This window comes from Candidatus Micrarchaeota archaeon, assembly GCA_028866575.1.
Taxonomy (GTDB): Archaea; Micrarchaeota; Micrarchaeia; order Micrarchaeales; family Micrarchaeaceae; genus UBA12276.
In genome coordinates this window covers 21,542-34,249 of record JAGWHU010000010.1, presented here as the reverse complement: position 1 = coordinate 34,249, position 12,708 = coordinate 21,542, and the positions used below count along the sequence as shown (strand labels likewise).

Below are 12,708 nucleotides of genomic sequence, written 5' to 3'. Positions count from 1 at the left end.
ACGCTGTTGGGCGTTGCGGAATCATAGACAAGGACGTTGGAGCCCTGCTGCCTCGATCCTGTCACGTTGTATAGCTCGCAGTTTTGCGGATACGATCCGCCTATCGGGAGCAGGTTTATAGATATTGTGCTGCCGCTTGTGATTGTGCAGGGAGTACCGCAGCTGCCTATGGTGCCGTATGGCACCATGTTATAGTTTATCGTCTGCATCTGGGACCATTCTGTCGTATGGGCCCCGTCGGTGACTATTACGAATGCCGCCAGCTGGTTTCCGGCATAGGAAGCTGGCGGCGTCCAAAGGAATGAATTGCTGCTCTGTGAAAGGTTCGCGTATGTCTCATGGGCTATTGGGATTCCGGTATCCTTGTTTAGTATGTAGTAATTGAATGTATACGGATAAGAACCGCCATAAGCTGTTGCGGTGAAAAGAGTGGACTGCCTCTGGTCTATGGTTGCGTTTGACAGATTCAGGCTTGGCGTTCCAAGAAACCTGTTCACCGTGACAGAAATATTCTCGCCGTGCGTGGTGAACGCCTGCGAGTCGGTGCATATTGCCTGGTACCAGAAGGTGTTTGAGCCCGTGGCAGAATTCAGCCGGAACCAAATCGTATTTGGAGTTGATGAGTTGAATACAGTCACATTGCCGCCCTGCTGTGAGGATCCTGTTATGTTGTAGAGCTCGCAGTTTTGCGGGTACGATCCGCCTATCGGCAGTATGTTTATTGCAACCGTTTCTCCGCTGTCGCCAATACACGGGGACCCGCAGCTGCCTATTGTTGTATAAGGCTCGCTGGGCATGAACGATGCAGGCTGCAGCAAGGTATATGACTGCTTGCCAGATATGTTTCCTCCGGTGCTTGAAACGCTTGCCGTGTTGCCGCGCCCCGTTGCGTGCGCATTACTTACCAGCAATAAGTCGTAATGCCCGTGTTGGTGTGCAACCGATCCGTTCTCAGTTATGTAATTTGCAGATATAAACTTGGTATACTGTGTCTTCTTCCCAACATATTCGGACTTGTACGAATGCGTTGGAAATGCAGCTATGACAAAAGCGGACACAACTACTGCGGCGATGAATACAAACAATGCTTTATCGTATTCAGGTATTGGGTTTCTGTTTTTGGGTACTTGGGTTTTAAAGGTTTTTCTTACCCTCCGTAACATTTCTCCTTAACCTTCTGTAATATATGTCACTGGTTGCGTCTCTTCATATTGGATACTACAATATTTAAAGTTGAGTGTAAAAATCAAATACTGTGATTTACAAATCTTTATGTCAATCACCAAAATGATACAAATGGCAGACAAATCCTCGCTGGAGAACAGGCTTGACGAGCTTACGAAGGAATACTCCAAGACGAAATACAACAAAGCGACCAACAAGCACCTTGGGATATTGAGAAAGAAGATATCACAGGTAAAGAAGGACATAATAGAGTCCGGAAAGGGCATGAAGGGCAAGGGTTTCTTTGTCAAGAAGACCGGCGATTCCACCGTTGCATTGATGGGATTTCCTAGCACCGGGAAATCCTCGCTCATTAATTCGCTCACCAATACCAGGTCAAAGACAGCAGGATATGAATTCACTACAACCACGGTAGTTCCTGGGATAATGATTTACAATGGCGCGCACATACAGATATTTGACATGCCAGGAATCATAGAGAATGCGCACCTGGGGTCCGGAGGCGGGAGATCCGTAATCGCCGCAATGAAAGTCGCAGACCTGATAGTATTTGTTGTTGACATAGACAAGCTGGACCATCTCAGGATATTGCTCGGGGAATTGAAGTCCCTGAACATAATGATAAACAGGCAGAGGCCCAGGGTGTACATAAGGGAATCGCCGAATAACATAGGGGTTGTATTGGAGACCAACAGGTCCGGCCTAAGCGAAAGCGAAGTCAAGACAGTCATATCGGGGTTCGGGATTGCGAACGCAAGGGTGAGGATAGACGAAAGCATAAGCATAGACGATCTCATAGGCCTCGCATCTGGGAAGTACCATTATATGAGGGCGATAGTTGCGCTTAACAAGATAGATACCAGGGAGGACTACGAGATTCTATCTAAGGAGATATCCAGCAAGTATGGGATACAGGTGGTGCCTGTAAGCGCAACCGAGAAAACCAACATAGACGCGCTAAAAGACGCGATATACTCCAATCTCGGGATAATTACGGTATACCTTAGGCCCAAGGAGGACAAAACGGCCAAGCCGCTCATACTGAAGTATCCATCAACGGTTGGGGATGCAGCTGCCAAGGTGCACACGGAGATACTTGACAGCCTCAAGTGCGCATACATAACAGGACCTAGCGCGAAATTCAGGAACCAGAGGGTGGGCTCGGAGCACCTCTTGAAAAACGGAGATACAATAACATTTATTAAACATAGGTAACATATTATATTGCATACCATGCAGGACGACTACCATGGGAATAAAATATTGGGAGTATGAGGACGCACCGCTGAAGGAAAAGTTGAAGGCGGTGAAGGTGAAGGATGTCGCAAAGATATTCTTCGAGAACGAGACCGAGGCCTATAGGTTTGCGACTTTGATACATGCAGTGAAGAAGTCAAAGGAGCTCAGACTCAAGAACGTGCCTAAACACATCCCCATAGCAACTGCAAAGAGGTATCTTGACTATGGCGTTGAGATAGGCATACTCAAGCACGAAAGCAACACATACATGCTGACTGACAGGTTTTCAAAGCCATTCAAGAACATCGCAACGTACATAAAGGCATGGATGGACAGCGAAGGTGACGAAGACCCTGCATTGCAGTTTGCAAATGCAAGGATTGAAAAGCAGAGCAAGAGGGGCGGGGCTTCGTTGACGCAGGTTTCTTCCCCAAAACAGGAGAGCCAGCAACCGCAGAATCGCGCCTGAATCTTCAAGCGGTGCGCCAAAGCACCGCAATAATTTAATTTGCAGTTGTTTTTGCCTTATTTTTATATACCTGCATATACTTTAGTTTATGAATGTAAATATAATTATACAACACAATACAAATTTGTTAATCATATTTAAATATATTGTTAGTGTGTTGATTAATTGCTTAAAAAAGCAAACAGTGAATTGAAATGGCAAAAGCAAAAAAATCTAAGGCAAAAAAGAGTACAAAGAAAAGAAAGAGGTAAACAGAGAAGGCCAGTTTGGAACGGCAGTTGCCGTTCCGCTTTTCTGTTTCTGATTTTTCTATTTTTCCTCGTCATCAAGCAAACTTCATGAACTTTTTCCTGAAATTCCTGTCGTTCTTCATGTTATCGAATATTTTCTTCATCTTGTTGAATTCGGATATCAGGCTGTGGATCTCTTTTTCGGAAGTGCCGCTGCCCCTTGCTATCCTGCCTATCCTGTTTTTGTCGTGCAGCAGCTTCTCGTTTTTCCTTTCCTCGATTGTCATGGAAGATATTATGACCTTGTATTTTTTGAGTTTCTCCTCCCCCTGCTCGACCATCTCCTTGGGCACGTCGGGGGCGCCCATCATCCCGAATATGTTCTTGAGCGGGCCCATGCTGCCCATCGCCTTGAGCTGTGAGTAGAAGGTATCGAAGTTGAGCTCTTCGGCTTCCATCTCCTCGGGTTTCAGGTTGGCCTCCTTGACCGCATTCTGCACGTGCTCCACAAGGGACTTTATATCAGGTATGCCCAATAGCCCGCCTATGAACTTGTTAGAATCAAACGGCTCTATGTTTGCGAGCTTTTCGCCGGTACCTATGAACATGACCCTTGCGCTTGCGGCGCTAGCCGCGCTCAACGCTCCGCCGCCTTTTCCCGAGCCGTCCATCTTCGTGAGTATTACCCCTGATATCTTCACGGTCTTGTCGAATTCCCTTGCCTGCTTGCCCGCTATCTGGCCGACGTCTGCGCTAACCACCAGCACCTTCTCGTCGGGGCTGAAGATGCCGTCTATGTCCTTCAGCTCCCTTATGAGGTTCTCGTCAAGCGCGTTCCTCCCGCTTGTGTCGCATATCACCACGTGCTTGTCCTTGAATTTCTCCATGCCCAGCTTTGCTATTTTCCCGGCGTCCTTTTCTGTTTCCATGCCGAAAAACGCGATGTTTGCCTGCTTCGCGAGCGTTTCCAGCTGCCTGTATGCCGCGGGCCTGGTCACGTCGCAGCATATCAGTGCCGAACTCAGGCCCCTGTCCTGGTAGTACTTCGCCAGCTTTGCTGCGGTTGTAGTCTTCCCGGACCCGTAAAGCCCCATGAGTAGTATCCTGTGCTTCTCCAATCTCGGGGAGTAGGACTGCCCTACAAGCTTTACCAGCTCCTCGTACACAATATTAGTAATATAGTCCTTGGGCGAAAGCCCTGCCGGAGGCTTGCTTTTCAGGGCCTTTTCCTCTATCTCCTTGGTGAACTGTAGGACCAGTTTTACCTCAACGTCCGCGCTCAGCAGGGTTTTCTGCAGCTCCTTGTTGAATTCCCTGATCGTATTTGCGCCTATGATCGTTGCCCTTGTAAGCCTTGCTATGGCCTTTCTCAGGCCCTCCCCTAAATCCACCATTGATATCATTTATAATATTGTGGGCTCATTTATATATGGTTTGCAGGTGCTGAATTGAAGCTCATAATTGCCCAGTCCAACCTCACGCTTATGGGCGGGGCCGAGAGGGTTGTCCTTAAGATAGCCGAGCATTACAAGGCGAAGATATACACAGCTGAATACGATCCGGAAAGGACTTACGGGGGGTTCAGGGATCTCGATGTGGAGGTTATAGGCAGGAAAGGCCTATCACACATTCTCCCATATGGAAGGGCTTTGCAGGGCCTCAGCTACGGCATGTCCTTCTACAATTTCAGGGTGAAGGATGATTACGACGTGATAAATGCGCACATGGCGCCGAGCCATTGGATAAGGAATAACAACGAGCGCGTATTATGGTACTGCCACACGCCGCTGAGGGACATCTACGACCTCTACAAGTACAGGCTGTCGCTTAAAAAATGGCACCAGAAGCCGGTCCACATTGTCGGCGCGAGGTTTGTCAGGTTGCTTGACCAGAAGGTGGTGAAGAAAATAGAGTTCATAACCGCCAACAGTGAGAACACCAGGTCGAGGCTGGTAAAATACTACGGAAGGAAGGACTCCAGGGTGCTCGGTGGAGGCGTGGATTACCAGAACTACAAGAAGGGGGGCGATGGGAAATACTTCCTCTACCCTTCGAGGATATCGCCGAACAAGAGGCAGGACTTCGCGATAAGGGCGTTCAGCCTCTTCAAAAGGCGGATGAAGGGCTACAGGCTGGTAATAGTAGGCCCGGTCTCAAACGACAGGTTCTACGAGAGCTACTACAGGAACATAAAGGCGCTTGGCAGCGCTGTCGGAGATGTGGAGATCATAACAGGAACTGACGACAAGCGCCTCAACGGGCTGTATTCGGACTGCACTGCGGTCTTGTATCCCCCGCTAAACGAGGACTACGGGCTTGTCCCGCTCGAAGGAATGGCAAGCTCCAAGCCCGTCATAGGTGTAAACGAGGGCGGGATAAAAGAAACGATAGAGGACGGGAAAACAGGCATCCTTGTAAATTCCATTGAGGACATGGGCAACGCCATGGTCCGCTTGGCTGAAAACCCCTCGCTGGCTGAAGGGCTCGGCAAAAACGGCAGGATAAGGGTCGTGAAGAACTATTCCTGGAGGGGATTTTTCAAGGAATTCGACAAGGAATTGCGCAAGACCAAGAAAGCCGTTTCATAGAAAATGGACGGTCTTCCTTTCTTCGCCGTGGTTTTCAAGCTCCTCCTCCCTGAAGGCATTCCATGACATCGTGCGACCCGAATCGGCTTGAATATTGTTGCAGGATTCCTTTTCACTTCTGCCCTCAACACGCGCCTTTCTTTCAGGCGTTTTGTCGTTCTGGGTGTCTCCGCTTCTCAGCATGTGTTTCAGCCCCACGGGTTTTGAGATGTTCTCGTAGAGCACATTGCCCTCCAGAGTTGTTATCCTTACTATGTCCTTGCCCATGCCTGTGAACCTCAGATCCAGATCAAAATCCTCGCTGTTCCTTATCCTCACCGTGTTAGTCTTTGCGTTTACGCCAAGGAGCGTCCCGTCTATCGATTTCTCTTTGCCGCGCAAGGTCAATAGCGATATGGTTATCTTTTCCCTCGCCTTGCTTGCAGCCTCCAGCCTTGCGACTAAAGCGGCGTCATCGCATGCGAGCGCCTTCTTTTTTAAATCGTAGGATTTGTCCCTTACTACAGTAACCATTATATCACCCGTCCTGTAGCGCAAAAATGATTATTCCTTTTTATCAGAATTTAGGGATATGACGTACTTGGAGATTACCTTGGATGCATATTCAAGCACCTTTTTTATGTTTGCCTCTGTGCTCGTCCCTGTGCATATCATCTTTCCGTTCTTGAACAGTATTATCACTGCCTTCGGCTCCTGTATCCTGAATATGGCCCCGGGAAACTGCTCAGGCTCGTAGTCAACGGCCTTCACCTCCTTTGAGAGCGCGTACAGATCTATAGTTGCGTGTAAATCGGCACTTACGACTATGTTTTGTATTTTGATTGGAGGCGATTTTATTGGCCCTGTAACCTTATGCGTTTTTGCGTTTTTAGCAGCCGTTACCATCACCGTGATACACATAATATTTATATGGAAAGCTTTATATACTAATCAAATAACCTAGCTGTTGTCATGGACAGGGAAGTAACTATAATAGGCGCAGGGGTTGTAGGGCTCACCCTGGCAAAGGAGCTCGCGTTATACGGAATAGGAACCCACGTGTATGATTCGAAGAATTCGGTTGCTGACAGCTCCTCCAAGGCTTCGGGAATATTCTCCGTGAACGGCCTCGAAAGGATAGGGATCAACCCGCAGCATGCTGTAATCAACACGCTTAGCGGGGCCACGCTCCACGCAGGGAGGGAGCAACTTAGGATAAATGCAGGCAGGACAATGGCTTACGTCGTGGACAGGGGCGAGCTTGCGGAGATATGCAGGAAATCTGCCGAAAAGGCCGGGGCAAAGGTGCACCTTGGCAGGAAGTTCACGAGAAACGAGCTTCATGAGCTTGCAGACGACGATAAAAACATAATAGTTGGGGCAGACGGAGCGGTATCAACTGTCGCATCTGCGTTCAAATTCCCCGAAATAAAGGAATACATACTGACGTACAAGGCCGAGTATGCAAACCCTACGATAGACGACAGCAACATGGTGGGCCTCTTCTTCTCCAACGAGATAGCATACAGGTTCTTCGGCTGGACATGCCCTTATTCAAAGGACAAGATCGAGATAGGCATAGGCATAAGCGACAGGGCAAAGATAAACAGCGTCTCGGCATTCTCCAGGTTCGTGAAGAGCGGAATGCTCGGGAGTTCGCTGGAGGGATCCGATAAGATCAACGGATACGCAAGCATAATACCGTTGACAAGCAGGTCCTCCACGGTAAAGGGCAACGTCGTGCTTGTAGGGGACGCCGCAGGGCAGGTGAAGGCAACAACAGGAGGGGGCATCATATTCGGGTGCTCCAGCGCGAAGATACTTGCAAAGACCATAGACAGCAACATAAGGACCGGCACGAAGCTAAGCGTTTACGACAAGGAGTGGAGGAAGAGGTACGGTCTTGATTTGAGGATGCACAAATTCCTTCACAACTACTATTCCAACCTCAGGGTCACGAACTTCGAGGCTTTCTTCAAGTTCCTCAAGATAATGGGCGCCGAGGAATTCTTCAGCAAGTACGGCGACATGGACAGGCCGAGCCTCATGCTGAAGAGGTTCTTCCTTAGGGGGCTGTCCAAATAGCGCTGCTAATCCCATCGCGGCAAACGCACGGGTTTTGCAGCTCAGTGAAATTCTATTTTGCATACTATAAGTATCGATATCAGCAGTACGCTTGCGGCGCTGGATATTATTATTGGTATGGAGTGCAGCATGAAGCCATAGACCAGGTAGAATGCCGACCCGACGTTAGCTATTATGAGCCAGTAGGATGACAGGTCCCTTGTCTCCCTCGTCCTTATAGCCTTCACCGCCTCGGGTATGTAAGCCACAGTCACCAGTATGCTTGCTATGATCCCTATGACAAATAATCCTGTCATTGAAAACCATCACCTATACTTGACATTGTCCATTATTATATGCCGATGAGCGATGAGGCGGCCCTTGAGGCGATTGCGATGAGCGGCTGCGGGTACGCCCCGAACGCTATCACTATGCCCAGGGCTATGACAACAACTGCCGCAACGTACAATTCCATCCCTAGTGCCTTCTCCGCCTTCCTGGAATACATGGCGTTCATCACCCTTGCATAGTAGTAGATCGATATGAAGCTGTTTATTATCCCTATTGCGGCAAGGATCGCAAGGTTGCCGCTTATGGCGCTTGAGAACAGGAGGAACTTTCCTGCAAACCCTATCAAGGGAGGTATGCCGGCCATGGAGAGCATGAAGATTGTAAGCGCAATTGCCGCGAACCTGTTCCTGGAGTCTAGGGCGGTGTAGTCGTCTATTGTCTTTATGTTGTTGGATTCCAGCCACATCACTATCGCGAATGCCCCTATTATCATGAAGGCGTGGGCTATTATGTAGAAGATGCTTGCCTCCAGGCCGTACTGCGTCACCGTTGCAAGTCCGACCAGTATGTAACCAGCCTGTGATATGGAGGAATATGCCAGAAGCCTTTTTACGCTTTTCTGGGCCAGCGCCACAAGGTTGCCGAAGAACATCGTCAGAATCGCAAGCACTGTGAATATCGTGGAGAAAGTCGACCTATATGCGAGGAACACAAGGAAGAAAACCTCTATCAGGGCAAGGAACGCAACCTTCTTGTTTATCCCGGCAAGCATGGATGTTACATATCCTGGCGAGCCTTCGTACACGTCCGGAACCCAGAGGTTGAACGGGAACAGTGCGGCATCGAATCCGAATGCCGCTGCAAACATGACTATCGATAGTATTATCATCCCCGTTCCAACGATGCTTTTTGCCGGAGCTGCGGAGAGTGCAAGCGCAGGATCGTACGGCAGGAGGAGCGCTAGCGCAAACGCGAGTACAGCGACTGACACCGAACCCAGTATGAAGAATTTAACCGCAGCTTCAATCCTGTGCCTGCCTTCAAGCAGTATCATGAATGCAGTTGCTATCGCAAGAAGCTCGAGCCCTATGAGTATCGCGAGTATAGATACCGCAGTCGCAACCATGAACATCCCCGCGAACGAAATGCCGAGAAGGAAGGAAACCTCATGGTAATCCCTTGAATTCGAATAAGCAAGCATGTTCACAAGCATGATTGATATCGAGAATATCATGATGAATAGCGACGACAGCACATATACGTGCACGAGATTGAAGAGCGTCGCGTCGTAATTGGCTGCCAGAAGGTATGCGGCTGAAACAACCACGGCAGAAAGAAGCGCTGAGCTGGCCATGAAAGCCGCAACTCGCTTTTTTGAGAGTATGGCAGCTATGCCCACAGTTATGAGCCCGCCGATGCAGAAAAACATCGCAAATATCAGGTATTGTGGTGTGTCCATCTTCAATCATCTACAATTTTACCAGGCCGAGCAGCGCGAACGGCACTATCCCGTACAGGAATATGAAGAACAGGAGCATTGCATATCCTATTTTCTGCCTCGTAGCAACGAATTCGACGGCCCTCGAGCTTTCCCTTGTTGAAAGCATGCTCTTCCCAAGCACGAAATAGAGGAACCCGCCCATGAGTATAACAGCGAACAGCGGCACTATCCCGAATATTCCAAATGCCTGCAGCGAGCCCAGGAACAGCAGTATGTCAGCTATGAAGCCAGCCGTGAGCGGGAACCCTATCATGGCCAAGGTACCCGCCAGGAAAGCATATGTCGTAGATGCAGCATCGGTCACCGTGCCCTTCAGCGCGGAGATGCTCCTCTCCCCGAATGAATGCTTGAGCGTTCCTATTACAAGGAACATAAGGGCTATCACCAGCCCATGCGAAAGCATCATGTATGTTGCCCCGTAGGTGCCTAGCGGGTTGAGGGCGCTTATCCCCACCATTATTATGCCCATCTCGACTATCGTGGAATACGCTATTATGCGCTTTATGTCTGTCTGGAACATCAGTAGGAGGACGGAGTAGAATACCGATACGGTTGCAAGCGCGGCAACGTATAATGAGTACTTCGCCGCTATGGGCATCATCAAGAACAGCAGCAGCATTCCGAACCCGCCGAACTTCGTGAGTATCCCGGAAAGCAGCATGGAGCCCTGGGTGGAAGCCTCGGTGTGCGCGTCGGGAAGCCAGAAATGCATAGGGAAGAGCGGCATGTTTATCATGAACGCAACGAAAAGCAGGGCGAATATAATCACCTGAACGTTTTGGGGCATGCTAGCTGCATTGCTCATTATGTAGGAGATGTCAAGCGAGTGGACAGGCATGTAGAAATATATCAGGAGTATGCCCAGGAGCAGCAGCGAGCTTGCGAAAATCTCGTATATGATGAAGTTCATCGATGCTGCCTTCCTGTTTGCCGATCCGAGAAGGTTTATCATGAAGAACATCGCTATTACTCCTATGTCCCAGAATATGAAGAACATGAACAGGTTCGCTGACGAAAAAAGCCCTATGGAGGCAATCTGGAACAGTGCTATGAGCATGGATGATGCCCTGTTTTGCTCTTTTTCGGGGTTTCCGGAGAGCGATGCTGCAAGAAGCACCACTGAGGACATTATGAGCAGCGCCAGCGATATCGCGTTTATCCTGAAGCCGAAAGAGACGCCCAATGAGCCTATGTACGGGTACTGCTCCGACAGGTTTACGCTGCCTGAAGCAAGAGATGATGCGAGTATCAAGATTGTTATTAGTAAGTTAAGCAGCGTTGATAGCACTATTATCCTGCTGGAATGCCTGTCATCGGAGAGCAGCAATGCCAAAATCGCTATTGAGGGTATGAATATCATTATAGGTACGACAGGGATCATTTGATCACAGTATGAATATGGCAAGCATCACCAGCATCCCCAGGACGAACACAGCTATGTACGTATTGATGTTGCCGGTCTCCAGCCTTTTCAGCAGGTTCCCGGATTCGTTGACGCTGCGGCCTGCGCCCTTTACGGAGTTGTACAGCGAATAATCTAGGGATTCAACGGCCCTTGAAAGCATTATTGGAATCGCCGCAATATGCGAATAGGCACGGTTTGCTGCTGCGTTGTTGTAAAGCAGCTTGTGAATGAGATCCTGCCTTGCCCTTGAAATGGGCCTCTTGTAGAACAGGTAAAATGCCGCTATAAACCCTATTGTGGATATAAGGCCGGATACTGCAATGTCCAATGCGCCTGCAGGTATGCCCTGCTGGCCGAGGTATGCAGGCATGTAATGATATATCACGATCCCTGCGGCTGCCGCGAGCGCGGCAAGCATGTATATGGGCAGCAGCATGGATTTCGGCAGTGTAACGTAATTGGCATCAGCCTTTGACTTTACCTTCTCAGGCTTTTTGCGCATAGGTATCAGCAGCCACCTGAATATGTATATGCTGCTCCCGGTTTCCAGCATAAGCAATATGGCATATACCCATAAGTTACCGGTTGCCGCGTATACCGCGGACTTGCCGAAGAACCCGCTCAATGGATATATTCCCGCAAGCGAAACAACTCCTATAACCGTAGGTATGAGCAACTGCAGGTATGATCTCCGGACATACAGCCTGTCAAGCTCCTCCTCGTAGCCGTTTGCCTTCATTATGGAGCCCGCGCTCATGAACAGCAGCGCCTTGTAGAACGTCTGGACCGCGAAAAGCATCATCGCTGCAGGAAGCGATCCTGTTCCCAAGGCGACAAACATGAGCCCGAGGTCCTCGATTGTGGAATACGCGAGTACGCGCTTCAGGTTGTTTTCCGCAAGCGCATTTGAGACCCCCAATATCGCGGTTACCAATCCGAAAACAAGCAGCATGGGCAGCATGTGATATCTTGAAAAGAGCGGCAGCAGCACTGCAACGAGGAAAACGCCGGCCTTCACCATCGTGGACGAGTGCAGGAATGCCGACACAGGAGTTGGGCCTTTCATCGCGTCGGGAAGCCATTCATGGAACGGGAATTGAGCGGATTTGGTGAATACCGCCAGCATTACGAGAACCAGGGAAATCTCCATCGGCATCGAGGTTACCTGAGAATTGATAAGCTGCGAGAACACGAATGTGTGATATGCATTCCATATGATTAGCATCGCTGCAAGCATCATGACGTCCCCTATGAGCACTGTGGTTGCCGCCTTTCTTGCAGCTTGCGGTGCGCCTTCATGGTGGTACCAGAACCCTATGAGAAGGTAGCTCGAGATTCCCAGCAGCTCCCAGCCTATCATCATCGTTATGAAATCCCCCGCAATGGAGAATATCATCATGGCTGCCGCGAATATGCATATTTCAGCGTAGTACCGCGACTGCTCGCTGGGAACGTCCATGAACCCTATTGAGTACAGCAGTATGAGGGGCGTCATTATCCCCACTATGAAGAGCAACAGCATGTTAAGCGGCATGGTTGATATTGTAATGGCAAAGGAGTAGCCGGAAAAGCCGAACCAGGTGATGCTATGCAGCTGCCCTGCGTTAGCAGGATAGGATGCGATTATCATGAGGAGCGACAGCATGCTTGCCGCAAGCGCGAGGTACCTCACCCCCATGCTTTTCCTGTTTCTAGCGAGAAGCGCTACAACTGCCGAAACGGCAAGGGGCGCTATGACGTATATTTCAAGCATCTGA

Annotated in this window: 12 protein-coding genes; 4 read left to right on the top strand and 8 right to left on the bottom strand. The window is 49.4% G+C overall.

The genetic code is table 11. The annotated features are described in order from the left end of the window. Nucleotides 1–1,085 (bottom strand): hypothetical protein (locus KGI06_05440; GenBank protein ID MDE1871651.1); only part of this gene is annotated, 1,085 nt, incomplete at its 3' end. Nucleotides 1,086–1,296: 211 nt separating this feature from the next. Here KGI06_05440 and KGI06_05435 point away from each other — a divergent pair. Next, on the top strand, nucleotides 1,297–2,400 hold the full coding sequence (locus KGI06_05435) for a 50S ribosome-binding GTPase (protein ID MDE1871650.1): 1,104 nt from the start codon (nucleotides 1,297–1,299) through the stop codon (nucleotides 2,398–2,400). 34 nt (nucleotides 2,401–2,434) lie between these two features. After that, nucleotides 2,435–2,893 carry a hypothetical protein gene (locus KGI06_05430; protein ID MDE1871649.1) on the top strand — a complete coding sequence of 153 codons (459 nt, stop codon included), beginning with the start codon at nucleotides 2,435–2,437 and terminating at the stop codon, nucleotides 2,891–2,893. A gap of 325 nt (nucleotides 2,894–3,218) precedes the next feature. Here KGI06_05430 and KGI06_05425 read toward each other — a convergent pair whose 3' ends face one another. Further along, nucleotides 3,219–4,517 carry a signal recognition particle receptor subunit alpha gene (locus tag KGI06_05425; protein ID MDE1871648.1) on the bottom strand — a complete coding sequence of 433 codons (1,299 nt, stop codon included), beginning with the start codon at nucleotides 4,515–4,517 and terminating at the stop codon, nucleotides 3,219–3,221. Nucleotides 4,518–4,571: 54 nt separating this feature from the next. On the opposite strand from KGI06_05425, the gene KGI06_05420 reads away from it, so the two are divergent. Further along, on the top strand, nucleotides 4,572–5,711 hold the full coding sequence (locus tag KGI06_05420) for a glycosyltransferase family 4 protein (GenBank protein MDE1871647.1): 1,140 nt from the start codon (nucleotides 4,572–4,574) through the stop codon (nucleotides 5,709–5,711). On the opposite strand, the gene KGI06_05415 is transcribed toward KGI06_05420, so the two are convergent. After that, nucleotides 5,706–6,224 carry a hypothetical protein gene (locus tag KGI06_05415; protein MDE1871646.1) on the bottom strand — a complete coding sequence of 173 codons (519 nt, stop codon included), beginning with the start codon at nucleotides 6,222–6,224 and terminating at the stop codon, nucleotides 5,706–5,708. The two genes, KGI06_05420 and KGI06_05415, sit on opposite strands and share 6 nt — an antisense overlap. Before the next feature lie 30 nt (nucleotides 6,225–6,254). Then, the gene (locus KGI06_05410) at nucleotides 6,255–6,599 is read right to left on the bottom strand and encodes a hypothetical protein (GenBank protein MDE1871645.1); all 345 of its coding nucleotides are present in this window, start codon (nucleotides 6,597–6,599) and stop codon (nucleotides 6,255–6,257) included. A gap of 63 nt (nucleotides 6,600–6,662) precedes the next feature. Between KGI06_05410 and KGI06_05405 the strand changes: the two genes are divergently transcribed. Beyond that, nucleotides 6,663–7,775: an NAD(P)/FAD-dependent oxidoreductase gene (locus KGI06_05405; protein MDE1871644.1), complete on the top strand. Its 1,113-nt coding sequence runs from the start codon at nucleotides 6,663–6,665 to the stop codon at nucleotides 7,773–7,775. Between the two features lie 41 nt (nucleotides 7,776–7,816). On the opposite strand, the gene KGI06_05400 is transcribed toward KGI06_05405, so the two are convergent. From KGI06_05400 to KGI06_05385, 4 genes are read right to left on the bottom strand one after another with little or no spacing between them, the layout of a single operon-like run. Continuing rightward, nucleotides 7,817–8,071 (bottom strand): hypothetical protein, encoded by a 255-nt coding sequence (locus KGI06_05400; protein MDE1871643.1) that lies wholly within the window; start codon nucleotides 8,069–8,071, stop codon nucleotides 7,817–7,819. 35 nt (nucleotides 8,072–8,106) lie between these two features. After that, nucleotides 8,107–9,504, bottom strand: coding sequence for an NADH-quinone oxidoreductase subunit N (locus tag KGI06_05395; protein MDE1871642.1), 1,398 nt, complete (start codon nucleotides 9,502–9,504; stop codon nucleotides 8,107–8,109). Nucleotides 9,505–9,514: 10 nt separating this feature from the next. Continuing rightward, nucleotides 9,515–10,927, bottom strand: coding sequence for an NADH-quinone oxidoreductase subunit M (locus KGI06_05390; GenBank protein MDE1871641.1), 1,413 nt, complete (start codon nucleotides 10,925–10,927; stop codon nucleotides 9,515–9,517). Nucleotides 10,928–10,931: 4 nt separating this feature from the next. Continuing rightward, on the bottom strand, nucleotides 10,932–12,704 hold the full coding sequence (locus tag KGI06_05385; protein MDE1871640.1) for an NADH-quinone oxidoreductase subunit L: 1,773 nt from the start codon (nucleotides 12,702–12,704) through the stop codon (nucleotides 10,932–10,934). Between the last annotated feature and the right edge of the window lie 4 nt (nucleotides 12,705–12,708).

What these genes read in the sequence shown, in the direction of transcription:
- KGI06_05425 (MDE1871648.1), bottom strand. Translation starts at nt 4,517, where the DNA reads ATGGTGGATTTAGGGGAGGGCCTGAGAAAGGCCATAGCAAGGCTTACA.
- KGI06_05390 (MDE1871641.1), bottom strand. Translation starts at nt 10,927, where the DNA reads ATGATCCCTGTCGTACCTATAATGATATTCATACCCTCAATAGCGATT.
- KGI06_05430 (MDE1871649.1), top strand. Translation starts at nt 2,435, where the DNA reads ATGGGAATAAAATATTGGGAGTATGAGGACGCACCGCTGAAGGAAAAG.
- KGI06_05385 (MDE1871640.1), bottom strand. Translation starts at nt 12,704, where the DNA reads ATGCTTGAAATATACGTCATAGCGCCCCTTGCCGTTTCGGCAGTTGTA.
- KGI06_05435 (MDE1871650.1), top strand. Translation starts at nt 1,297, where the DNA reads ATGGCAGACAAATCCTCGCTGGAGAACAGGCTTGACGAGCTTACGAAG.
- KGI06_05405 (MDE1871644.1), top strand. Translation starts at nt 6,663, where the DNA reads ATGGACAGGGAAGTAACTATAATAGGCGCAGGGGTTGTAGGGCTCACC.
- KGI06_05415 (MDE1871646.1), bottom strand. Translation starts at nt 6,224, where the DNA reads ATGGTTACTGTAGTAAGGGACAAATCCTACGATTTAAAAAAGAAGGCG.
- KGI06_05395 (MDE1871642.1), bottom strand. Translation starts at nt 9,504, where the DNA reads ATGGACACACCACAATACCTGATATTTGCGATGTTTTTCTGCATCGGC.
- KGI06_05400 (MDE1871643.1), bottom strand. Translation starts at nt 8,071, where the DNA reads ATGACAGGATTATTTGTCATAGGGATCATAGCAAGCATACTGGTGACT.